This window comes from Defluviicoccus vanus, assembly GCF_014672695.1.
Lineage (GTDB): Bacteria > Pseudomonadota > Alphaproteobacteria > Rhodospirillales > Defluviicoccaceae > Defluviicoccus > Defluviicoccus vanus.
In genome coordinates this window covers 3,475,691-3,497,498 of record NZ_CP053923.1, presented here as the reverse complement: position 1 = coordinate 3,497,498, position 21,808 = coordinate 3,475,691, and the positions used below count along the sequence as shown (strand labels likewise).

The window sequence follows — 21,808 nt, the reverse complement described above, 5'->3', positions numbered from 1 at the left end:
CCAAACAGCTGGTCTGCACCGTTTCAAGATTACGCTCCCTTATCGCGGAGTTTTTCGCTCATTCGTGGCGCAGAGCCTCAATGGGATCGAGCCACGCGGCGCGGCGCGCCGGATAGAAGCCGAAGAGGACGCCGACAGAGACGCTGAAGCCTACCGCCAGAAGGATGGCGAGGGGGCTGATGATCCACGGCCACTTGGCAATCCAGGCGGTGACGCCGGCACCGACAATTCCCAGGATCAGGCCGATACAGCCGCCAATGAACGATAATGTCACTGCCTCGACGAGGAATTGCGCCAGAATATCGCGGCGGCGGGCGCCCACCGCCATACGGATCCCAATCTCCCGCGTCCGCTCGATGACCGAGACCAGCATGATGTTCATGATCCCGATGCCGCCGACGAGGAGCGAAACCGAAGCAACAGCGGCGACCAACGACGCCAACGCCTTGGCCGATGCTTCCTTGATCTGCAGTACTTCGCTNAGGTTCTTGACCGTGAAGTCATCATCCTGCTCGGCTGCCAACCGATGCTTTTCGCGCAGCAGCCCGCGAACATCCTGTTCGACGGCTGTCATGTCCGCGCCATCATCGGCTTTGATCAGGATCGAATCGATCCGGTCCGGGACAGCTGCATTGACGCCGAGAACCCGCGTCCGCACCGTTTTCAGTGGCGCGATGATGAGGTCGTCCTGATCTTTGCCTGACGACGTCTGCCCTTTCGGTTCGAGAAGCCCGATGACGGTGAAGGGAAGGCGCTGGATACGCACCACCTCGCCCACCGGATCGGCGTCGCCGAACAGGGCATGGGCGACACTATCACCCAGCAGGACCACCTTGCTGCCGGCTGAGTTCTCTTCGGCGGTGAAGTTGCGGCCTTCTGCCATCTCCCAGTCACGGGCGACGAGGAAATCAGGCGTAACGCCCCAGAGCGTCGTCAGCTGATTGGCATCGCTGCGTACCACCTGCACGTTGCCGCGGATGACCGATACCGAGGCGGCAACCGCCGGGACCTCACGGGCGACGGCAACGGCGTCCCCTTCACGGAGAAATTTCGGCCCCGAACCGTGATTGCCGCTCGTCGCTCCGCCGAGCGAGTCGATGACGAGAAGGTTTGAGCCAAGGCTGCGGATTTGCTGCACCACGACTTCCCGCGCCCCGGAGCCAATGGCAACGACGAGAATGACCGCCGCAACACCGATGACGATGCCCAGCATCGTCAGGGCGCTCCGCATCACGTTGGCGCGCAGAGCCTCGAGCGCACTGCGCAAGGCGTCGCTATAGGTCACGCTGGCACCNTGTTCCCTGAGCATTGCCACCATCGATGCCGCATCCGAGGGCGACGGTTCCACCCGGTCATCCACCAGCCGCCCGTCGCGCAACAGAATGACCCGGTGCGCGAACCGCGCCACGTCCGGGTCGTGGGTGACGACGATGATCGAAATACCGCTGCGATTGAGACGCTGGAACAGCGCCATGATTTCGAGGCCGGTGCGCTCGTCGAGGGTGCCGGTCGGCTCGTCGGCGAGGATCAGCACCGGCCGATTGACCAGCGCGCGGGCGATGGCGACGCGCTGTTGCTGTCCGCCGGAAAGTTGGGTTGGCAGATGATGGCCGCGGTCAGCGAGGCCCACATCGGCGATGGCCGTCTCCGCCCGGGCACGGCGTTCCGCCCGTTCGACACCGCCGTACACCAGCGGCAGCTCGACGTTTTCCACCGCCGTTGCCCGCGGCAGCAGGTTAAACGACTGGAAACAAAAGCCGATCTTGCGATTGCGCATCACCGCCAGTTCGTCTGGGGTAAGGTCCGACACATCGACGCCGTCGAAGCAATAGCGCCCCGCGGTCGGCTTATCGAGGCAGCCGAACTGGTTCATCAGCGTCGACTTACCGGAACCGGATCGGCCCATGACGGCGAGGAATTCGCCGCGCTCGATGCAGAGGTTAAGGTCGATCAGCGCCCGAACGTCGTAGGGGCCGATGCGATAGCTCTTGCCGAGCCCGCTGGTTTCGATGAGCAGGTCCGCCATCTCAGAACCTCAGCGGGCCAACGTTGGCAGACTGGCCGCCGGAAGAGTGAACACTGGCAACGACCACTTTGCCGCCGGCGCTGATGTCGCCGGAAACGATCTCGGTCTCGACCCCGTCCGACAGGCCGGTCTGCACGGTTACAGGTTGCAGGTGGCCGCCATGCAGCCGCCAGACGGTTGGGACATCCGTCGCTTGAACGCCACTGCCAGCCGGCGGCCGGAAACGCAGCGCCGCATTTGGCACCCGCAGCACATCATTGCGCTCGCCGGCAATGATGCGGACATCCGCGGTCATGCCCGGCAGCAGAACCTCGTCGTCGTTGCCGACGGACAGCACCACGTCGTAGCTGACGACGCCCTGTAGCACCTGGGGCGTCTTGCGGATTTCGGCCACCTTGCCTTGGAAGGACCGCCCCGGGAATGCATCGAAGCCAAGCCGCGCCTCCTGGCCGACGCCGACCCGGCCGATGTCGGCCTCGTCGATGCTTGCGTGCACCTCCATCTCGCCCAGGCTGTTGGCGATGGTGAACATCGGCGGCGCACCGGCGCCCGCGGCGACGGACTGGCCGACGACGGCGCTGCGATCGATGATGACACCGTCGATCGGCGCACGAATGTAGGTCTGATCCACATCCAGTTGCGCCTGACGGACCGCCGCCTCGCGCGAAGTGAGGGTGGCGAGAGCGTTCTTTTCCTGCGCCTTGGCAACCTCCGCTGCCGCTTCCGCCGAAGCCACTGCCGCTGTAGACGCTGTCTGGCGCGCTTTGGCCGAGGTCAGACCGGCGCCGGCCTGGCTGGCGGCACTCTTCGCCCGTTCGGTTTCGACCTTGGCGGCATCACCGGTGCGAGCCAATTCCTGCTTCCGCTTGAAGTCGGTGTTGGCGTCGCCGAGACTCAGGTCGGCGCGCTCCACCTCTGCCTTGGCGCTGAGCGTATTGGCGCGGGCATTATCCACGTCGCGCAATGCCCGTTGCGTGCCGCCGCGCGCCACCTCCAGGGAACCGCGGGCGACATCCAGGTCAGCCTTGGCGATCTGCAGCCGCGCTTCCGCCACGTCTGATCGGAGGCGGGCGAGCACATCTCCCGCCTTGACGTGGCTGTTGAAGTCGGCCAGGACCTCGACAATCTGGCCGGGCGCTTGGGCCACCACCGAAATCTGTGTCTCTGGCTTCAGCGTACCGGATGCGCTGATCACGCTGGTGATCGACCCACGGCTCACGTCCGCGGTCCGATAGCTCAGAGTTGGCCCGCTGCCGGCCATAAAGTGACGACCGATGCCGATGAGGATCACCGCCAACAAGAGGCCGGCAATAAGCAGCCGCGGCGAGCGGCGACCGAACGCGAGCCCGCTATGGATACGCCGACGCAGCGACATGCGTGACGATGCGGCGCCAGAGCTGCCGCTGCTGTACCCTTCTCCTGCGTCGATGCGCAAATCCGCGTCACCTCTCATGACTTCTCCCGCTTCTGCTACGGCCACGCGCACTCCCCGTCACGACCCGCCAGCCTGCTCCGATCGAGAGTAGTCTTACAGGGTCCCTCATGTCATGCTGCATTGCGGTAAGATTAACGTTTCGTTACCCACGGTCAGCACTTTTCATCAGTAGCGCCAACCGGCGGCTCGAAACCATCCAAAAAAACATTCCACCTTGTGCATTTCCATGCCCGGTTGTATGCCTCGGATGGGAAATGGTGCCCGGGCAGACGGGCTACCCGGGCAGTCAATCGCCCGGCATTGCCGAAGCGACCACATGATCGTGAATTGTGTGCAGTGCAGGCGAGATCGATGAACGAACAACAGGCAGCAATCACTGGCATAGAGTCCCTAGAGGCGCGCGACATAGCCTATTCGATCCACCCCTATACTCAACTGGAGCAGCACCTGCAAACGGGCCCTCTGGTGATTACTCGCGGAGAGGGTGTTTTCGTCTTTGACGAAAGGGGCAATTCCTACATCGAGGCGATGGCCGGGCTGTGGTGCACGGCCCTCGGGTTCAGCAATGAGCGGCTGGCCCAGGCGGCGCTGCGGGCGCTGCGACAGTTGCCTNTTTATCACGGCTTCGGCGGCAAGGCGGCAAAGCCGACCATCGAGCTGGCCGAGCGGCTGATCGGCTTGGCGCCAGTGCCCATGTCGAAGGTGTTCTTTGCCAATTCCGGTTCGGAAGCGGCCGACACTGCGATCAAATTGATCTGGTATTACAACAACGCGCTGGGCCGACCGCAGAAGAAAAAGCTCATCTCGCGTCACCTGGGCTACCACGGCGTCACCGTCGCTGCTGCCAGCCTGACCGGACTGCCGGCCAATCATCGTGCCTTCGACCTGCCGCTTCCCGGATTCCTCCACGCCGATTGCCCGCATTACTACCGCTTCGGCCAAGCGGGCGAAAGCGAGGAGGCCTTTGCCAGCCGGCTCGCCGCCAACCTGGAACAGTTGATCCAGCGTGAGGGACCGGAGNAGACGATCGCCGCCATGTTCGTCGAGCCGGTGATGGGGGCCGGTGGCGTCATCGTCCCACCAGTCAGCTACTTCGCTAAAATTCAGCCCATCCTGCGGCGGTACGACATTCTCCTCGTCGCCGACGAGGTGATCTGCGGGTTCGGCCGCACCGGGCACTACTGGGGCTGCCAGACCTATGGCATTACCCCCGATATCATCACCTGCGCCAAGGCCTTATCGTCCGGTTACCTGCCCATCTCCGCGGTGCTGATCAACGAGCCCATCTGGCAGGCGATGCTGACGGAAAGCGCCAAGGTGGGTGTCTTCGCGCACGGCTACACCTATTCCGGCCATCCGGTGGCCGCCACAGTCGCCCTCGAAGCACTGGCGATTTACGACGAAACACGCATTGTCGAGCACGTCCGCGCCGTCGCTCCAATACTGCAGGATGCTCTGCGCCGGCTGGGCGATCACCCGCTGGTCGGACAGGCGCGCGGTGTCGGCCTCATTGGTGCCCTGGAACTGGTGCGCAATAAACAGACGCGCGAGTCGTTTCCGCCCACCCTCGGCGTCGCGGCCCGGGTGGCGAAATGCGCCGAGGCGCATGGGTTGATCGTGCGGCCGTTAAGCGGCGACGTCATCGCCTTTTCACCGCCGCTGGTGATCAGTGAAGGCGAAATTACAGAAATAATTCACCGGGCTAGTCGTGCATTGGATGACACCTGGGCGTGGCTATGCCAACATGGGGCGATCCTGTGAGGCGCGGGTTGCCGAAAAACCAGAAAGGATTGTGCGGCAATGGATTACCAGGGCTTTTTCGCCAGTCGTATTGATGCGTTGCGTGCCGAGGGTCGCTATCGTGTCTTCGCCGACCTCGAACGGCAGGCGGGCAAATTTCCCAAGGCACTCTGGCATAGTTGCGACGGTTGCCGCGAAATTACCGTCTGGTGCGCCAACGACTATCTCGGCATGGGGCAGCACCCGGAGGTACTGGCGGCGATGCACGACGCCATCGACCGCTGCGGCGCCGGCGCCGGTGGCACCCGCAACATTTCCGGCACCAATCATTACCATGTTCTCCTGGAACGCGAACTGGCTGACCTGCACCACACCGAGTCCGCGTTGCTGTTCGGCTCTGGCTGGGTCGCCAACCTGACAACGCTCGGCACCATCTGTCGCCACATTCCCAACTGTCTGGTGCTGTCCGACGCCAAGAATCACAACTCGATGATCGAGGGCATCTGCCGCTCTGGCGCGGAGAAGAAGGTCTTCCGCCACAACGACGTGCGCCATCTGGAAGAGCTGCTCGCCGCCGCCGATCCGGCGCGCCCGAAGCTGATCGCCTTTGAATCCGTCTACTCCATGGACGGCACCATCGCGCCGATCGCCACCATCTGTGATCTGGCCGACCGTTACAACGCGATGACCTTTCTCGACGAGGTGCACGCGGTGGGCATGTATGGCATCCACGGTGCCGGCGTCGCCGAGCGCGACAACCAGATGCATCGGATCACCATCATCCAAGGCACACTGGCGAAGGCCTTCGGCGTCATCGGCGGCTATATTGCCGGCACGGCGGCGATGTGTGACTTCGTCCGCAGCTACGGTGCCGGCTTCATCTTTTCCACTTCACTGCCACCAGCCGTCGCCGCCGGCGCTCTCGCCAGCATCCGCCACCTGAAACAGCATCACGAGATCTNNCGCGAGCGGCACCAGGAGCGGGCAGCGACCTTAAAGCGCCGACTGCGCGAGGTTGGCATTCCGGTCATGCCCTCGGTCAGCCACATTGTCCCCGTCCTTGTCGGCGATCCGGTTCTCTGTAAACGCGCCAGCGATGAGCTGATCGAACGCCACGGCATCTACGTCCAGCCGATCAACTTCCCGACGGTGGACCGCGGCACCGAGCGGCTGCGGTTCACCCCGTCGCCGCTGCACACCGACGCCGACATGGATCATCTGGTCGCCGCGCTCGGCGAGGTCTGGCAACGCCTCCATTTGAAGGCGGCAGCCTGAGGGGGGGGGCGGCCAGCCCCTTTACGCGGCGGCCAAGATACGCCATCTTAAATCCCGCAGGGTGCCCCTTGAGGGGAGAAGGCTGCACGTGAGCGGGAGCGTTACATGTACGCCGACCACACACTGACCCCGAAGGAGGCGATACGGCTGTGCGCCCTCGGGATGCTGGCTCAATCGCCTACCACCTACATGGGTCTGGCCCACGCTATCCGGCACTTCGTCAGCCGCGTCGTCGGACCGACGCCGGAAATCATGGGTCACTCGATCGAGCTCCTGAAGTATGAGGGGCTGGTTGCCGTCGTCGAAGGCGAGGGTGACAGTGCCGTGCTGCAACTGACCCCTGCCGGGCAGGCGGAGATGCAAGCACTGTTGACCGCCAAACTGCGGCCGTCGAATACCGAGCTCAATCGTCTCCTCGTCGCCCTCAAGTTTCGCTTCCTCCACCTGCTGGACGCTGCCGCGCAGCGGCTGGAAGCCGAGCAACTGATGGAAGCGTGCGAGCAGGAGGTGCTGCGGCTGATCGACCTGCGCCAGCATCACGCCGAGGACGAAGGCTGCCTGACGCTATGGCTCGATCACGAAATCGGCGCCCTGGAAACACGGCAGGCTTGGCTTGCTGCCTTTCGCGACCGGCTGCCGATCAGATCCTGAGTCGGCGGAGCACTGAACCGCATCGCTGGCCGCGGCCATGGACGCGGTCACCTTGTTTGCGATCGCCGTCTTTTCTCTCGCATGGTTGTTCTACGCCCGCAGCGACGCTTCCGAGCCGCTCATCCGCCTCTTCTGCGCGGTGCTCATGATTCTGGCTTCGGGCGTTGGCCTGCTCGGTCTGGCGCTGCGCTGGCTGACGCACTCCTGACGCACCGCCCTCCCCCGCCTCGCTTACCGCGACGAGAACTCCACCGTGCGGGTCATGGTCAACAGCGTCTCGTCGCCGCGATACAGCTGGTAGGTTCCCTGATAGGAGCCGGGCTGCCAGCCGGTAGCCGGTCGCTTCAGGCCGGGCTGNAACGCGAACCAGAGGATATTGCTGGCGGCGATTGGTGTTTCGTTGTCGTGCAGGACCTGGCCGTCCGGTGCGACGATGCGAAAGCGCTGCCGGTCGCCGGCCTCTACCCCGTAGACATCCGCCCACAACACCAGCGCCGGCGCCGCTGCGGACACCTCCGTCGCCGCATAGGCGCCGTCACGCGCCTGAGCGGCATCGGGGCGAGCGGTGGCGAAGCCGGCACTCAGCGGCCCGGTCGGCCGATAGGGCAGCGCCGCCAGCGCCGCCGCCGACCACAGCGGCTGACGGGCATCGCCGCAGGCGGCAAAGGGCGCGAGGCCGACGAAGGGGTCGAGCGTCTTGCCCTGATAGCGGACGACGAAGTTGAGGTGCGGAAATTCGGTGTTACCGGACAGGCCGATCAGCCCAAGCTGCTGCCCGGCGACCACGTGCTCACCTTGCCTGACGGCGATCGAGCCCTGGCGCATATGACTGTACTGGGTCTCCCAGCCGCCGCCATGATCAATGGCGACGCTGTTGCCGGCATCACGGCCGGCCAGCGCCTCGCGGCCGAGCGTGCGCACGCTGACGTCTTCCATGCCGTCGCGCGTCGCCCGCACGGTGCCAGCGGCGGCGGCTAGCACCGGCACCCCCTGCCGCATCGCCGGAAAGTCCGGAATGCGAATGTCGGTCCCGGTATCGCCGTCATTGGTCAGCCGGCCACAGGCGTAATCCATGCGCCCCGGACCAGGGTCGACGTCGTAGTACTTCTGCACCGTGCAACTGGTCGCCCGACAATCGAGGGGGAAATCAAGGCTGATCGTATCTGCCGCCGCCATCGCCGGCCACAGCAACGCCGTCATCAGCACCGATTGCCGCAGCATCGCCCGCATCCCGGTCACCGGAGGCTCAAAGCTTCAGCGAGCGCAGCGCACCGAAGGGATTCAGCATCGATCGCAGTGCTTCGGACGCTCGACGTCGTGCCTTGATCAGGTCAATGACGTTGCCAAGCCGACGATCGAGGAAGCTCCAGGTGTCGGCACAATCATCCGACTCGTCGTCCAGCCAAAACAGCACCGTAGCCGCGTAAACGGCGGCGAGCGAAGCCCGCTTGCTGTAGAAACTCAGGTCGGTTGATGTGTCGCCAGCCGCATACCAGATCGCATTGATGGTGGCGTAGGAGAGGCGGAGTCCAAGCGCCACGTTCGGCGGCAGTGCGAGGAAGGCCATCGCCCGGCGTACCGCTTCGCGATGGCGGCCACACAGCTCAAGGCGGATCCGCACCGCGGTGGCAACCCGCTCGCCGATGGGCATCGCCGCCAACTCCATGTCCGCCAGTTGTTCGGCCATCTGCTGGTCCAGATCCGCCGACCAGAAACCGACGATTTCGCCAAGGCCGTCCGGGAAGGCCAAATCTGCCGCGGCCAGCGGCAGCCCAAGATCAGCCAGACCGGCATGGACGGCCTTTTGCGTCCAGCCCTCAAAGGCCACGTGCAGCAGCACTGCGTCCAGGATCTCCCGGCGTTGTTGTTCGACGCTCATTCCCTCTTTCTCCTCTTTCTCCTCGTCGTCCGCGTCATTCGCCGCCGCGCCACTCAGCCTGCAGCTGAATCGCCCGGCGTGTTTCCTCGGCAAAGCCGAAGGTGGCAAGGTCGGCCATCCGCATCGGATACAGCACACCATCCAGATGATCGCATTCGTGTTGGACCACCCGGGCGTGAAAGCCTTCCGCAACCCGGTCGATGCGGCTGCCGTCCAGCGCCAGGCCACGATAACGGATGCGCAGGTAGCGCGACACCCTTCCGGTCAGCCCCGGCAGCGACAGGCACGCCTCCCACTCGTCTGCGCACGCGGCATCGAGCGGCTCGATTTCCGGATTGATCAGGACAGTAAACGGCAGCGGTCCCAGGGGTGAGCCGACTGCGGCCGAAGGATCGTCGGCGCGCGCCGGTGGCACCCAGAAGGCGATGATCCGTTGCGACACATGAACCTGCGGCGCGGCGAGGCCGACCCCGGAGCCGCCAGCNATCGTCTCCCGCATGCTGGCAACCAGCGCTGCCACCTCCGGCGCCGTCGGATCGTCAACCGGCTGCGCTTGCAGGCGCAGAACCGGGTGGCCCATGCGGGCAATCTGCAACAACGCCATGCTAAAATCGCCTCGCCGTGAACATCCCCTAGAGATCGGTTGAAAGACGAGCGCCGACAAGGCTTCACATCGACCGGTCGCTTATGGTAGACGTGGTGCTTCCTGTCCTTGTCTCATGTCCTTAGGAGCGAGAGCGAGCCGCCGTGCAAGTCATTGTCCGCGATAACAACGTCGATCAAGCCCTGAAGGCGCTCAAGAAGAAAATGCAGCGCGAGGGTATCTTCCGGGAAATGAAGCTTCGCCGATCCTACGAGAAACCCTCGGAGCGACGCGCCCGGGAAAAGGCGGAAGCCGTCCGCCGCGCCCGCAAGCTGGAACGCAAGCGGTTGGAACGCGAAGGCTTCTAGACTCCCACTCTTAATCGACTTCCCCAACACCATCGTCGTCGAACCGGCTCTCTCTGTCATCCCTGAGAGCCGGAGGGTCGTTTGTTGCCGACCCGTTCATGGCCGACCTTGGGCATGGGCGAATGAATGCCCGCACGCCCCCAGCGAGACTGGGGGCCGGGCATTTCCCCCACCTGCCCGGCCCTGTTTACAGGCCAACCCGCTTGCGGATCAGCAGCAGCCTCTCGCCCGTCCTGCGTATCGCGCTTCCATGCGTGAGCGGAAAAACGCCTCGTAGCTCATCGGCGGCGTTTCCGGATGCGTCAGCCGGACGTGCTCCACATAGGTCTGATAATCGGGGACACCGATCATCAGGCGTGCCGTCTGCCCGGCACCGCGCCAGAGCAAGGTGAGCCGCTGCCAGATCTGTGGCTCAGGCGCGACCGCGGCGGTGTCCGGACTATCATCGGCGCGATCAAGCATGGGCCGGGGCCTCCCGCGCGGTAATCGACGGGTTGGCGAAACCACGCCAGGCAGCGCGAACGCCGAACACCGCCATGCAGACGACAACGCCGACAAACAGCGCGCACATGGTGGCGTCCACATAGTCGTTGATGACGATCCGTTGCATCTCCTCGATTGTCTTTGCCGGAGCCAATATCTGGCCTTGGGCAAGGGCATCGCCGAACTTTCGCGCATGGGCGAGGAAGCTGATCTTCGGATCGGGGTGGAACAGCTTCTGTAAACCGGCGGTCATGGTGCAGATCATCAGCCACGTTGCCGGCACGATGGTCACCCAGGCATAACGCTGCCGCTTCATCTTGAAGAGGACGACGGTGGCGAGAATGAGCGCGATCGCCGCCAGCATCTGGTTAGAGATGCCAAACAGTGGCCACAGGGTGTTGATGCCGCCAAGCGGATCAACGACGCCCTGGTAGAGGAAATAGCCCCAGGCGGCGACGCAGAGGGAAGTGGAGATCAGGTTCGAGGCCCACGACTTGGTCTGCTTCAGCGGCGCATAGAAGGTGCCGAGCAGGTCCTGGATCATGAAGCGGCCGACCCGGGTGCCGGCGTCGATCGCCGTCAGGATGAACAAGGCCTCGAACAGGATGGCGAAGTGGTACCAAAACGCCATCATTGCCGTGCTCCCGAAGAGCCCCGACATGATCTGCGCCATGCCCACCGCCAGCGTCGGCGCACCGCCTGCCCGCGACAGGATGGTGTGTTCGCCCACGTTCAGCGCCGTCTGCGCCAGCACGTCCGGGGTGATGACGAAGCCCCAACTGGAGATCGCCGCCGACGCGCTTTCCACGGTTTTGCCGATCAGCGCACCGGGGCTATTCATCGCGAAGTATTCACCCGGCTGCAGAATAGTGGCGCTGATCAGGGCCATGATGGCGACGAAGGACTCCGTCAGCATGCCGCCGTAGCCGATGAAGCGGGCGTGGGTTTCGTTCTCCAGCATCTTCGGCGTCGTCCCGGAAGAGATCAGCGCATGGAAGCCGGAGACTGCACCACAAGCGATGGTGATAAAGAGGAAGGGGAACAGGGCGCCGGAGAACACCGGGCCGCTACCGTCGATGAACTGGGTCACCGCTGGCATCCGCACGTGCGGCTGGACGAAGACGATGCCGACCGCCAGGGCGAGGACGAAGCCGATCTTGAGGAAGGTGGACAGATAGTCGCGTGGCGCGAGCAGGAACCAGACCGGCAACACCGAGGCGACGAAACCATAACCGATCAGCAGCAGCGCCAGATGCGGGCCAGTGAAGGTGAACGCCGGCCCCCACACTGGATCCGCGGCCACATCCTGGCCGTAGACGATGGCAAGCATCAACAGGACGAAGCCGATGATCGACATTTCCGCCACCCGCCCGGGACGGATAAAGCGAAGATAGACGCCCATGAAGATGGCGATCGGGATCGTCGCGGCGAGAGTGAAGGTTCCCCACGGGCTGTCGGCCAGCGCCTTGACGACGACGAGGGCGAGCACGGCGAGGATGATGATCATGATCATCAGCACCCCGAACAGGGCGATCACCCCNGGCACCGGACCCAGTTCGGATTTGATCAGATCACCCAGCGAGCGGCCATCGCGGCGGGAGGAAATGAACAGGATGATGAAATCTTGCACCGCGCCGGCGAAAACCACGCCGGCGAGAATCCACAGTGTTCCCGGCAGAAAACCCATCTGCGCCGCCAACACCGGACCCACCAGCGGGCCAGCCCCCGCGATGGCAGCGAAATGGTGACCGAAGAGGATGTATTTGTTGGTGGGAACGTAGTCGAGCCCATCGTTGTACTTGATCGCCGGCGTGATCCGCTTCGGATCGAGCTCCAGCACTTTCTCGGCAATGAACAGGCTGTAGAAGCGATAGCCGATGAGAAAGACACAGACGGCGGCGACGAGAATCCAGACGGCATTGATGCTCTCGCCGCGATGCAGTGCGACGGTGCCAAGAGCGAACGCGCCGAGGACTGCGACGGCAGCCCAGGCAACATAGGACAAGGTGCGGTTCATTCGTCATGCTCCCCGCCGTGGCGCGTTCGCCGGCGCCGGCGGATCGTGTGGGTTGTAGACCCCCTGGTTGTGTACGGGCTTCGATCATGATCTGACTGGGAAACGGCACCACGTCGCCTTTCCGAGACTCCCCTGTCCCGGGCGGAATACCAACTTTCGGGCCGACGGCGGCATAGGCTCGCCTCGAAGGCAGGTCAATCACAACAGCGCTCGCCGGCCGCGGTGGCGAAGCCGACACGCGACAGGTCACCGCCCACCTCGCTGGCACCAAGAATCGGCTGCTCGACACTGGAAGGCGCGTGACGGCGTATCGCGCAGCGGCAGAGTCCCGCCTCGTGCATGGACTGTGAACACGGTATGGACGCCTCCCAAACTCAGTCGTTTGTAATTAGTTATTAATCTTGATTGTACTGCCGGGGGCTGTCAATGCCGCGAAAAGATCAACCTTGCTGACCTTGTATGCGGAGCGCAGGACCGTCCGCCGGGACAGAATCACGGTCGAGGTTCGGACCCCGGCTCAAACAGCGGCCGAGCAGCGCAGCGCCCTCACCGCTCCAAGTCGAGGCGAAGCCGACCTGGGCGAACGCTTTTCCGGCTCACCAGTAGCGATCGCCTGCCCACTGCGGCATTCAAAGCAAAGGCGCGATCCGATGCCCCCTCGTTACTACCCGCATCGCGGCAAGACAAGGCGCTGAGTGCGCAAGGCAGAAACAAAGCAACCGACTGCATATTTTTTATGCGCTAGCGTTATAATTCAACATGAGCAAATATTATATTGCATATGGCAAATATGAGCGTTAGCGTGAGAGTGTTTGGGTTGCAGACACACGGTTTTGGCGTGCGTTGTACATCATGATTATTGTTACGATGTCAGTGATTGGCCATCTTTCCGGGCGCACTGTTAAATCTCTATTATTTACATGCATGCTATTTGCCATGCATGCAGTCTTTTTGGGGTGGACAATATGAAATACGTCAGGGGCCTCGTTGCCTTCACGGCACTCGGTGTCTCCGTCCAGCTAACCGGGACGGCCGCTTTTGGCGCGTCTGTGGACACGACCGCAGCAGTGTCGATTGCGGCGCCATCCGGACCGGCTGCCGATTTCACGGTAAAGACTGGACGATTGCAGCCCGGGGAGAGTTCGACCTACGTGCCACAGTCAAGCATCGCCAAAGTGGAAGACGCTGGTCGCTTTGCTCATACCAACTATCAGATCGTCATCCCATCGGGCGAAATGATGCCGCAGTAGCAGGTAATCACGCCAAAAGTCGGCGCCCCACCGTACTCGGGCTACTTCTACGAAACACCGGCGTCATTGGCTTGCATTTACAAGCTCGTCACTCAAACATCCGGATGCGACCCCAACAAGGTTACTGCCCGCCTTACTATCGGTGGCAGCAAAGTGATCGCGATCGGCGTCAACGACGAGGGGTTCCGCGAAATCCTCGGCATCCGTGAGGGCGCCAAGGAGGACAAGGCCGGATGGAGCGGGTTCCTCGCGCATCTCAAGGCGCGCGGGCTGACGGGGGTTGAGCTGGTGACCAGCGACGCCTGTCTCGGCCTCGTTGAGAGCATTGGCGAGTTCTACCCCGACGCCCGCTGGCAACGCTGCGTCGTGCATTTCTACCGCAATGTCTTCAGTCACCTGCCGGCGCCGAAGGTGCGCGAGGTGGCGCGCATGCTGAAGGCGATCCATGCCAGCGAGGATCTGGCGACGGCGCGGCGCAAGGCCGGCGAGGTCGTCAGCAAGCTCCGCGCCCAGAAGCTCGGCAAGGCGGCCGACCTGGTCAACGGCGCGGTGGAAGAGACGCTGAGCTATTATGGATTTCCGGAAGAGCACTGGCGGCGGATCAGGACCAACAACCCGCTCGAGCGCATCATTCGCGAGATCCGGCGACGAACCAGGGTGGTGGGGGCCTTTCCCGACGTTGAAAGCGCCTTCAACCTGGCCGCGGCAAGCCTGAGACACATCGCCGGCACCCAGTGGTCAACCNGGCGCTATCTCAACATGCAGCCGCTTCACGAGCAGAAGCTGACGGCAGTGAGCGCATGGACGCCTCGAAATACCGCTCGCATTGGCTGCTTGGTCGTGATTCCTTCAGGGGATTGGCGATCAGGGAGTGAGCGATGGGGTTCAGCCCGGATTTTTGACACCGAGGAGCGGCTGCGGGAGCTGAGCGAGGCGGGAGACCCGCTCGAGCGGCTGCTGGTGGTGGTGGACTTCGAGATTTTCCGCGCCGACCTCGACGCGGCGCTGCGCCGGTCTGATCGGCGGAAGGGCGGACGGCCGCCGCTGGACGCGGTGATGATGTTCAAGATCCTGGTACTGCAGGCGCTGTACGGGCTGTCGGACGAAGCCGCCGAGTACCAGGTGCGCGACCGGCTGTCGTTCATGCGCTTTCTCGGTCTCGGGCTCGGCGATCGGGTGCCGGACCGGACGACGGTGTGGCTGTTCCGCGAGGCGCTGGTGGCGGCGGGTGCGATCGACGCGCTGTTCGCCCGCTTCGATGCCGAACTGAAGCGGCAGGGCTATTTCGCGCTGGGCGGCCAGATCATCGACGCGACGATCGTCGAGGCGCCGAGGCAGCGGCTGACCGCCGAGGAGAAGCAGCAGATCAGGAATGGCGACGAGCCGCCGTGGCCGCCGGCGACGGCGCGGCAGAAGGACACCGACGCACGCTGGACGATCAAGCGCGGGCGGGTGAAACGCAAGCCCGGGCCGGCGCCGTCGGCCGCCGACCCGGTGTCGCCGGCAACGACCGAACGCGTCGCCGAGGCGCTGCTGATCCCGGCGTTCGGCTACAAGAACCACATCAACATCGACCGGCGGTTCGGCTTCATCCGTCGCTGGCTGGTGACCGACGCGGCGGCGCACGACGGCCACCGGCTGCCGGCGCTGCTCAACGCGGACGCCTTCGACAGCCGGGTGTGGGCCGATACCGCCTATCGCTCGGCCGGCAACGAGCGGGCGATCATCGCGGCCGGGCGCGTCTCGATGATCCATTTCCGCAAGCCGCGCGGCCGGCCGATGCCGGGCCCGCAGCGCCGGGCCAACCGGGCGCGGNGGGCGGTGCGCGCCCGGGTCGAGCACCCGTTCGCCGAGCAGAAGGCGCGGATGGGCCTGTTCGTCCGGACGATCGGCCGCGCGCGGGCGGCGATGAAGATCGGCATGGCCAACCTCGCCTACAACTTCCGCCGCCTCGTTTGGCATGAGCGGAAGGCCGCGTTCGGCTGATGCGGCCGAGCGACAAGGCTGCTCAGCGGCCCGGACCGCGGGTTTATCCCAGAACCACACGTTCGACGCCACCAATCAAGGCAAACCGCCACCGCCGATCAAGCTGTGTATGGCGGTGACAAATTAGGCCACGTAGCGGCGGTGATTGGTGCGGCCGCGCCGGAGTAAAATCCGGCCAGTGGTTAGGCGGTCTCTTTTTGTGGGGGCGGCCGGGGATGTTTGCCGTGGAAGTCTACGCCGCCGTTCGGCATTTCGTTTTCATCGAGGGCAACAGCCGGCGTGAGGCGGCCCGGGTGTTCGGGCTGAGCCGTGAGACGGTTTCGAAGATGTGCCGGTTCTCGTTGCCGCCCGGCTACACGCGAACGAAGCCGGTGAAGAAGCCGAAGCTTGGGGTGCTGCTGCCGGTGATCGACGCCATCCTCGAGGCCGACAGGACGGCGCCTTCGAAGCAGCGGCATTCGGCCAAGCGGATCTGCGAGCGACTGCGCGACGAGCACGGTTATGCCGGCGGTCTGACGGTGGTGAGGGACTACGTCCGGGTTGCTCGGGGAGATTGCGGGAGACCTTCGTGCCGCTGGCTCATCCGTCCGGTCATGCGCAGGTCGACTTTGGCGAGGCGATCGGCGTGATCGGCGGCGTCCGGCAGAAGATCCACTTCTTCTGCATGGACCTGCCGCAATCGGATACTCCTTTCGTGAAGGCCTATCCGGCGGAGACGACGGAAGCCTTCCTCGACGGGCATGTGTCGGCATTCGCCTTCTTCGGCGGCGTGCCGTTGTCGGTGCTTTACGACAACACGACGCTCGCCGTGGCGAAGATCTGCGGCGACGGCAGGCGGGAGCGCACCCGGGCCTTTACGGAACTGCAGAGCCATTACCTGTTCCAGGATCGCTTCGGCCGTCCCGGCAAGGGCAACGACAAGGGCAAGGTCGAGGGGCTGGTGAAGTATGCTCGATCGAACTTCCTGACGCCGATCCCCCAGGCGGCAAGCTTCGACGATCTCAATGCCATGCTGGAAGAGCGCTGCCGGCAGCGACGAGGCGAACGCGCCGGTCGCCACGGCGAAACCATCGGCGAGCGTCTCGTCGCCGACCTCGAAGCCTTCCGGGATTTGCCGGCGGTGCCATTGGAGCCGAGCGAGAAGCGGGCGGCCCGTGTCTCATCGACCGCCCTGGTCCGCTACCGCGGCAACGACTACTCGGTACCGACGGCATACGGCTTCCGGGATGTTGTGGTGAAGGGCTTCGTCGACGAGGTGGTGATCCTTTGTGCCGGCGAGGCGATCGCCCGGCATCGTCGCTGCTATGGCACGGGCACCTTCGTATTCGAGCCGCTGCACTATCTGGCGCTGATCGAGACGAAGCCGAATGCCCTCGACCAGGCGGCGGCGCTGAAAGACTGGGATCTGCCGGAGGCGTTCCAGCACCTGCGCCATCTCCTCGAGGCGCGCATGGGCAACCGCGGCAGGCGGGAGTTCATCCAGGTGCTGCGGCTGATGGAGGCGATCCCGATGGAGATGGTGGCGAGCGCGGTCAGCGAAGCGATCCGGCTCGGCGTCATCGGCTTTGATGCGGTCAAGCAGATTGCTCTGGCGCGCGTCGAGCGGCGGCCGGCCCGGCTCGACCTGACGGCCTATCCACATCTGCCGAAAATGGACGTCAGGATGACGGCGGCGGCTGACTACGCCGTTCTCGTTCCCGGGACAACGGCATGACCGGCAAGGCGGGCGCTGATGCGATGCCGGCGGGAACGACAAGCGGCACACCGCAGGTTCTGCTGGCGCATCACCTCAAGCAGTTGAAGCTGCCGACCGTTCTGCGGGAATACGACAAGATCGCCCGCGAATGCGCACGCGACGGCGTCGATCATCCCCGCTATCTGCTGCGCCTGGTGGAACTCGAACTGATCGACCGAGAACGCCGAATGGTCGAGCGGCGGATCAAGGCAGCACGCTTCCCGGCGGTCAAAAGCCTCGACACCTTCGACTTCACCGCGATTCCCAGCCTCAACAAGATGCTGGTGCTCGAGCTGGCCCGCTGCGAGTTCATCCTGCGCCGGGAGAACGTCATCGCGCTCGGCAACAGTGGCACCGGCAAGACCCATGTCGGGCTCGCCCTCGCTCTTGCCGCCTGCCAGAAGGGGTTCACCGTCGCCTTCACCACCGCGGCCGCCCTCGTGCACCAGTTGATGGAGGCGCGTGACGAGCGCCGCTTGCTGAAGCTGCAACGCGATCTCCAGTCGGTGATGTTGCTCATCGTCGACGAACTCGGTTACCTGCCGCTGTCGCCGACCGGGGCGGAACTTCTGTTCGAGGTGTTCTCCCAGCGCTACGAGCGCGGCTCGACCCTCGTCACCTCCAATCTGCCGTTCGAGGACTGGACCTCGGTGCTGGGATCGGAACGGCTCACCGGCGCGCTGCTCGACCGCCTGACCCACCACGTCCATATCCTCACCATGAACGGCGACAGCTACCGGTTGAAGCAATCCGCCGGACGTCGTCGTCCCCCCACCGCAGCCGATCGGGCGGAGCAAAACCAGACCACCGCCGAGACCGTCGATCCCGAGACCGGCGAAACCAGCAAGCCCTGATCCCCGAGGCAAAGCCGACGCACGGCAAGGGGCCCGATCGGGCCCCTTGCCGTGATTGCACCGCTCTCGCCCAAATGGCCTGCTTTGACTCCGCTACAGTGGCCCAGAATTGCTCCGCCGTTGACATCAAGCCGTCGACGTTGCAGACGTTGCCTCCAAACGCCGTTCTTCGAAGTGTCCGCATGACCAGACACGCCATCGCCCACAAGAATGTGCGAAAAATCCTGGAGACTACCGATGAATGTGGCCATTGTCATTTCCTCCTGTTGGTTGCGGGAGGCGACACGGCCCATCGCCCCCACAAGGCGACCGGACAATGCTTATAAATCAGGATGTTCAGCAACGAGACGGCGTTTACATGACGTTTACGTTATGCAGTCCTATCGTTGCGCCTCCGCAACCCCACCTGCAGGCCAGTATCGTCCGCGATCCCGAGTGTCACGGCATGGCGTGTTTCGGGATCGCGAGGCTGCAGGCGTCGCTCTCGGCGCGACCTCCTGCAGTCCGCCCTCGAAGCAAGGACATCCGAGCGCGACCGGTTGAAGCGCAAGTGGTGAAGGTCGCTCGACCGCCCTCCCCACGCCGCTGCGTTTCCTCAGGCGGACGCTGCTGCTTCGCCCACCGATCGGTGCAGAGCGTCCACCACCGTAATGTACTTCAAGGGTGGGTCCGCGAGCAGAGCAGCGAGCTTCGCGCGCTGTTCTCTGGAGGTCGTAACCATCCAGGACTCGGGCGCGATCGAGTATACGACCGTGTAGACTTCTTCTGCTTTTGCGTCCTGGCCCATGCCAAGATACGCCTCTGCCATCGAAGCCAAGACCCAGTACTTGCTCTTGAGGTACTGTACTTTCGCCCCGATGGCCGTTTCTGCCTCGGGGGCGGGGTTGGCGTCGAGCCAGCGCTCACAGATCGAGACGACCTCCTCACGCACCCGCCGAGCCTGGACAAAGTCGGCGATTGCGGCTGCACGCCGCAAGGCAACCGAAGAAGGGTCAGCCGACGTCCGTGCCAAGTCGAGGGCATGCGCCGCGCGGATGTTGAGCAGGAAAGCGAAATTGATCCCGTTGTAGTAGTCATTGCAGAGGTAAAATCCGCGTTCATAACTGCGGATCGCCTTGTCGAGGGCGACCTCATCCCTCGCTTTCTCCCACAGCCGCTTGTGGACCGCCCCCAGAGACCGAGCGTTTCCGTATCGTTGGTGGTTCCGGGGTGCAGTTCGTAAAGCAGATCGCATGCCTCCCTGAGCGCGGCGATCTCCTTATCCGGCGAGTCCTGCTTCGCCTTGTAGGTCACCAACGCAAGGCGCTGGATGATGTAGGGCTCGTTCGGCCGCAACGCCCGTACCTCACCCAACAGCGTCTTCGCTTGCACGAAATCCTCTCGTTGTTGCGCCTCGTCCACCTTCTGCATCAGCGCGCTGTGCGTCTCGTCGGGGGGACTTCCGTGCCGGCGGCGGCGGCGACGAGAGCCTCGACCGAGGGCGGGGAAGGCGGGGTCCCTTTGAGATCGTCCGGCAGTCGCAGGCGCCTGAGGCGCGGAAGAAAGGTGTAGACCGGGCTGTCGTCATCGGGTGGTGTCTTGGCCAGAAGCTCTGTGATCGCTCTTGTTAGCTCAGCCGTGAACCTCTTCGCCTCGCTCACGCCGATGTCTTCGCCGAGATGCTTATACTTCCGAATGGCAATTTGATTTATGTCGAACGGGAAAGTATATACCCGTCCTCCGAAATGATGATGGTCGTCGAGGGACGCAGCGCGTGGCGAACGCCGAGTTCGTAGAAAGCGTTGCAGTTGGCGGTGGAGACATCGGCAATGACGACGTCTGCCGTCAGGATATTCAAATACATGGGAACGTTGATGTTCCCCGAGTGTGTTATCTCGTCGGCACGGGTGCATTGCAGCCCCGCGGCTTCGACCGCCGGCTTGATAAGGTTGTGGTAAGTCGCATTGAGGTTCAGCTTACGGCCTGTCGCGAAGTCGACCTTTGTATCGAATCCCATGACGACGAAGCAGGTTTTCATCATCTCGCAGTTCCCCCTTTAGGGCTCCGGCGCGGCGGCCCTCGCAGAACAAACTTACTCCGGCAAAACAATATTTTTGCTACAAATATCTCCGATGATCGACTGGATCCAAATGCCTTCTGCGGCCGAGTGCAGTCCTATCTTTCCGTTCAGCTTTGGTAATCCTGATTCATTAGGGGCTGGCAATACTTTTGCGCCGCATAGTGCATCCCTATTACATCCCAGACCTGATTGAAAACGGGACTTCCTCCTGAACCAGGCGCCGTCGGAACATCATAATGAATTCGCACCCGTGCGGGGTTAGGAGGGGTTCCGCGGGGCGGCCCCTCATAATCCAAGAGCGTGTTGGTCGCAATGTGCAACCCGTCGCCCGCAGGGTGCCCTATCAGGCTCACAGGATCCGAGACCGGAGGCAGGCCAAACGCCAAAGGCAGCGGCGTAACCTCCGGAGGAACATGCTCGAGTTGCAACAGCGAATAGCCCGCACCGTCGAAGACTGGCGATTGGGATAAAACTTTACGAACTGAGATTTCACTTATTGTCTTGGTTATTGTGTCTGTCCCTTCAAAGCTCACACTGGCTTGCTCGGGCGTCAGCCCACGGTATGCAGATTCTGTATTCACAAGGTAGAATGCTGTCAACAAGAGGACGGCATTCTCAGGCTTGACCCCGACATCGCCGGCACGGACAGCGAAGCCAGTTCCGATCCTAGGCCCATTTCGGCGCCGAATTGCAGCAACAGACGCAGCCCTCTCAAGCGCAGCTTTCCACCACAGTATGGATGACGACTCAAAGGACTGGAGTTTCGCTTCATTGTTGCCCTTCTTCCTTGCCTCAACGTGCTCTAGATATATACACAGCACGTGCTCAAGGTCTTCCTCTAACCGTCTAGTGAAGGCCTCCACGGTATTGTACGGAGTGAAACTATGACGAAGTGAGCCATCGGCCGACTTGAAGCTAGTAAAAAATTGGTTGACTAAACTGAATTGTCGCGTTTTCTCCTCCGCTTCCGGATCGCCAATCTTCATCATAGGTTCTTCGGTCCGGCGGTAGATTAGTAGTTGCGGCGCGGGGCTTGCGTTTATAGCGTCCTCGAATTCCCACTCGGTTCCCGACAGGTAGCGCGTGCCATCCTCCTTGACGCAATCCTCGGGAAGCGGTGTGCCCATGCGCGACCACAGGATCAAAACAACTATGTCGCATTTCGAAGGACGGGGACCAAAGCGATTCACACACTCCTGGGGACGCAGATTACCAAGCATCGGAGTACCGGAATCGGGGTCGTCCCAGCTTACTGCCTCGAACGTGGCGTACTTCTTGTAGTGCGGTTTGTACGGGAATCGCTTTTTTACCAGATCGCGCGCAATCTGTCGCTCCTCCGCCACATCACCTGGCGATGAGATGAAAATACGGAAGTGACGTCGTTCTTCGGTCATGGAAGCTCCCCACGCGAGCTAAAAAATTATTGCTCGCAGAGAGGGGGAAGTAAAGGGGACTCGCGTCGCTGGA

Annotated in this window: 18 protein-coding genes and 2 pseudogenes; 10 read left to right on the top strand and 10 right to left on the bottom strand. The window is 63.1% G+C overall.

Annotated features, from left to right (window positions below; genetic code table 11):
- Nucleotides 1-58: 58 nt before the first annotated feature.
- On the bottom strand, nt 59-2,026 hold the full coding sequence (locus HQ394_RS15885; protein WP_190261039.1) for an ABC transporter permease: 1,968 nt from the start codon (nt 2,024-2,026) through the stop codon (nt 59-61).
- Between the two features lies 1 nt (nt 2,027).
- Nucleotides 2,028-3,479, bottom strand: coding sequence for an efflux RND transporter periplasmic adaptor subunit (locus tag HQ394_RS15880; protein ID WP_190261038.1), 1,452 nt, complete (start codon nt 3,477-3,479; stop codon nt 2,028-2,030).
- A 333-nt stretch (nt 3,480-3,812) separates the two neighbouring features.
- Between HQ394_RS15880 and HQ394_RS15875 the strand changes: the two genes are divergently transcribed.
- The 4 genes from HQ394_RS15875 to HQ394_RS15860 all read left to right on the top strand — a co-directional run bounded on the left by HQ394_RS15875 (nt 3,813) and on the right by HQ394_RS15860 (nt 7,335).
- Nucleotides 3,813-5,222, top strand: coding sequence for an aspartate aminotransferase family protein (locus HQ394_RS15875; protein WP_190261037.1), 1,410 nt, complete (start codon nt 3,813-3,815; stop codon nt 5,220-5,222).
- Between the two features lie 39 nt (nt 5,223-5,261).
- Nucleotides 5,262-6,476, top strand: coding sequence for a 5-aminolevulinate synthase (gene hemA, locus HQ394_RS15870; RefSeq protein WP_190261036.1), 1,215 nt, complete (start codon nt 5,262-5,264; stop codon nt 6,474-6,476).
- Nucleotides 6,477-6,581: 105 nt separating this feature from the next.
- Nucleotides 6,582-7,127: a hypothetical protein gene (locus tag HQ394_RS15865; RefSeq protein WP_190261035.1), complete on the top strand. Its 546-nt coding sequence runs from the start codon at nt 6,582-6,584 to the stop codon at nt 7,125-7,127.
- Nucleotides 7,128-7,164: 37 nt separating this feature from the next.
- Complete coding sequence (locus HQ394_RS15860) at nt 7,165-7,335, top strand: hypothetical protein (RefSeq protein ID WP_190261034.1); 171 nt, start codon at nt 7,165-7,167, stop codon at nt 7,333-7,335.
- Between the two features lie 23 nt (nt 7,336-7,358).
- Here HQ394_RS15860 and HQ394_RS15855 read toward each other — a convergent pair whose 3' ends face one another.
- The 3 genes from HQ394_RS15855 to HQ394_RS15845 all read right to left on the bottom strand — a co-directional run bounded on the left by HQ394_RS15855 (nt 7,359) and on the right by HQ394_RS15845 (nt 9,610).
- Nucleotides 7,359-8,126, bottom strand: a complete 768-nt coding sequence (locus HQ394_RS15855; RefSeq protein ID WP_456151636.1) for a M23 family metallopeptidase — start codon at nt 8,124-8,126, stop codon at nt 7,359-7,361.
- 247 nt (nt 8,127-8,373) lie between these two features.
- Nucleotides 8,374-9,006, bottom strand: coding sequence for a COQ9 family protein (locus tag HQ394_RS15850; protein ID WP_190261033.1), 633 nt, complete (start codon nt 9,004-9,006; stop codon nt 8,374-8,376).
- A 34-nt stretch (nt 9,007-9,040) separates the two neighbouring features.
- On the bottom strand, nt 9,041-9,610 hold the full coding sequence (locus HQ394_RS15845) for a peptide deformylase (RefSeq protein ID WP_190261032.1): 570 nt from the start codon (nt 9,608-9,610) through the stop codon (nt 9,041-9,043).
- Nucleotides 9,611-9,753: 143 nt separating this feature from the next.
- Between HQ394_RS15845 and rpsU the strand changes: the two genes are divergently transcribed.
- Nucleotides 9,754-9,957 carry a 30S ribosomal protein S21 gene (gene rpsU, locus HQ394_RS15840; RefSeq protein ID WP_190261031.1) on the top strand — a complete coding sequence of 68 codons (204 nt, stop codon included), beginning with the start codon at nt 9,754-9,756 and terminating at the stop codon, nt 9,955-9,957.
- Between the two features lie 210 nt (nt 9,958-10,167).
- Here the strand turns inward: rpsU and HQ394_RS15835 are convergent, their stop codons facing one another.
- Both HQ394_RS15835 and HQ394_RS15830 read right to left on the bottom strand, forming a co-directional pair.
- On the bottom strand, nt 10,168-10,419 hold the full coding sequence (locus HQ394_RS15835; RefSeq protein WP_190261030.1) for a YbdD/YjiX family protein: 252 nt from the start codon (nt 10,417-10,419) through the stop codon (nt 10,168-10,170).
- Nucleotides 10,412-12,457 carry a carbon starvation CstA family protein gene (locus tag HQ394_RS15830; RefSeq protein ID WP_190261029.1) on the bottom strand — a complete coding sequence of 682 codons (2,046 nt, stop codon included), beginning with the start codon at nt 12,455-12,457 and terminating at the stop codon, nt 10,412-10,414. The genes HQ394_RS15835 and HQ394_RS15830 overlap by 8 nt, the downstream gene beginning before the upstream one ends.
- A 965-nt stretch (nt 12,458-13,422) precedes the next feature.
- Between HQ394_RS15830 and HQ394_RS15820 the strand changes: the two genes are divergently transcribed.
- The 5 genes and pseudogenes from HQ394_RS15820 to istB all read left to right on the top strand — a co-directional run bounded on the left by HQ394_RS15820 (nt 13,423) and on the right by istB (nt 18,282).
- Entirely contained in the window at nt 13,423-13,707 is a 285-nt protein-coding gene (locus tag HQ394_RS15820) for a hypothetical protein (RefSeq protein WP_190261027.1), read from the top strand.
- A gap of 147 nt (nt 13,708-13,854) precedes the next feature.
- Nucleotides 13,855-14,499 (top strand): annotated as a pseudogene (locus HQ394_RS20195) (IS256 family transposase); the annotation flags it as partial.
- 102 nt (nt 14,500-14,601) lie between these two features.
- Nucleotides 14,602-15,693: a transposase gene (locus HQ394_RS20190; RefSeq protein WP_223292120.1), complete on the top strand. Its 1,092-nt coding sequence runs from the start codon at nt 14,602-14,604 to the stop codon at nt 15,691-15,693.
- 215 nt (nt 15,694-15,908) lie between these two features.
- Nucleotides 15,909-17,407 (top strand): annotated as a pseudogene (gene istA / locus HQ394_RS15810) (IS21 family transposase).
- Nucleotides 17,404-18,282: an IS21-like element helper ATPase IstB gene (gene istB, locus HQ394_RS15805; protein ID WP_317628934.1), complete on the top strand. Its 879-nt coding sequence runs from the start codon at nt 17,404-17,406 to the stop codon at nt 18,280-18,282. Before istA ends, istB begins: the two are co-directional and overlap by 4 nt.
- Before the next feature lie 595 nt (nt 18,283-18,877).
- On the opposite strand, the gene HQ394_RS15800 is transcribed toward istB, so the two are convergent.
- The 3 genes from HQ394_RS15800 to HQ394_RS15790 all read right to left on the bottom strand — a co-directional run bounded on the left by HQ394_RS15800 (nt 18,878) and on the right by HQ394_RS15790 (nt 21,735).
- Nucleotides 18,878-19,516, bottom strand: coding sequence for a tetratricopeptide repeat-containing protein (locus tag HQ394_RS15800; protein ID WP_190261025.1), 639 nt, complete (start codon nt 19,514-19,516; stop codon nt 18,878-18,880).
- A gap of 453 nt (nt 19,517-19,969) precedes the next feature.
- Nucleotides 19,970-20,302 (bottom strand): hypothetical protein, encoded by a 333-nt coding sequence (locus tag HQ394_RS15795; RefSeq protein ID WP_190261024.1) that lies wholly within the window; start codon nt 20,300-20,302, stop codon nt 19,970-19,972.
- Nucleotides 20,303-20,448: 146 nt separating this feature from the next.
- A complete protein-coding gene (locus HQ394_RS15790) occupies nt 20,449-21,735 on the bottom strand; it encodes a S1 family peptidase (protein ID WP_190261023.1) in 1,287 nt (428 codons plus the stop codon).
- Nucleotides 21,736-21,808 lie beyond the last annotated feature (73 nt).

Excerpts from the sequence above, each read along its gene's own strand:
- HQ394_RS15880 (WP_190261038.1), bottom strand. The coding sequence starts at position 3,479 with ATGAGAGGTGACGCGGATTTGCGCATCGACGCAGGAGAAGGGTACAGC.
- HQ394_RS15865 (WP_190261035.1), top strand. The coding sequence starts at position 6,582 with ATGTACGCCGACCACACACTGACCCCGAAGGAGGCGATACGGCTGTGC.
- HQ394_RS15860 (WP_190261034.1), top strand. The coding sequence starts at position 7,165 with ATGGACGCGGTCACCTTGTTTGCGATCGCCGTCTTTTCTCTCGCATGG.
- HQ394_RS15850 (WP_190261033.1), bottom strand. The coding sequence starts at position 9,006 with ATGAGCGTCGAACAACAACGCCGGGAGATCCTGGACGCAGTGCTGCTG.
- HQ394_RS15835 (WP_190261030.1), bottom strand. The coding sequence starts at position 10,419 with ATGCTTGATCGCGCCGATGATAGTCCGGACACCGCCGCGGTCGCGCCT.
- HQ394_RS15820 (WP_190261027.1), top strand. The coding sequence starts at position 13,423 with ATGAAATACGTCAGGGGCCTCGTTGCCTTCACGGCACTCGGTGTCTCC.
- istB (WP_317628934.1), top strand. The coding sequence starts at position 17,404 with ATGACCGGCAAGGCGGGCGCTGATGCGATGCCGGCGGGAACGACAAGC.
- HQ394_RS15800 (WP_190261025.1), bottom strand. The coding sequence starts at position 19,516 with ATGCGATCTGCTTTACGAACTGCACCCCGGAACCACCAACGATACGGA.
- HQ394_RS15795 (WP_190261024.1), bottom strand. The coding sequence starts at position 20,302 with ATGATGAAAACCTGCTTCGTCGTCATGGGATTCGATACAAAGGTCGAC.
- HQ394_RS15790 (WP_190261023.1), bottom strand. The coding sequence starts at position 21,735 with ATGACCGAAGAACGACGTCACTTCCGTATTTTCATCTCATCGCCAGGT.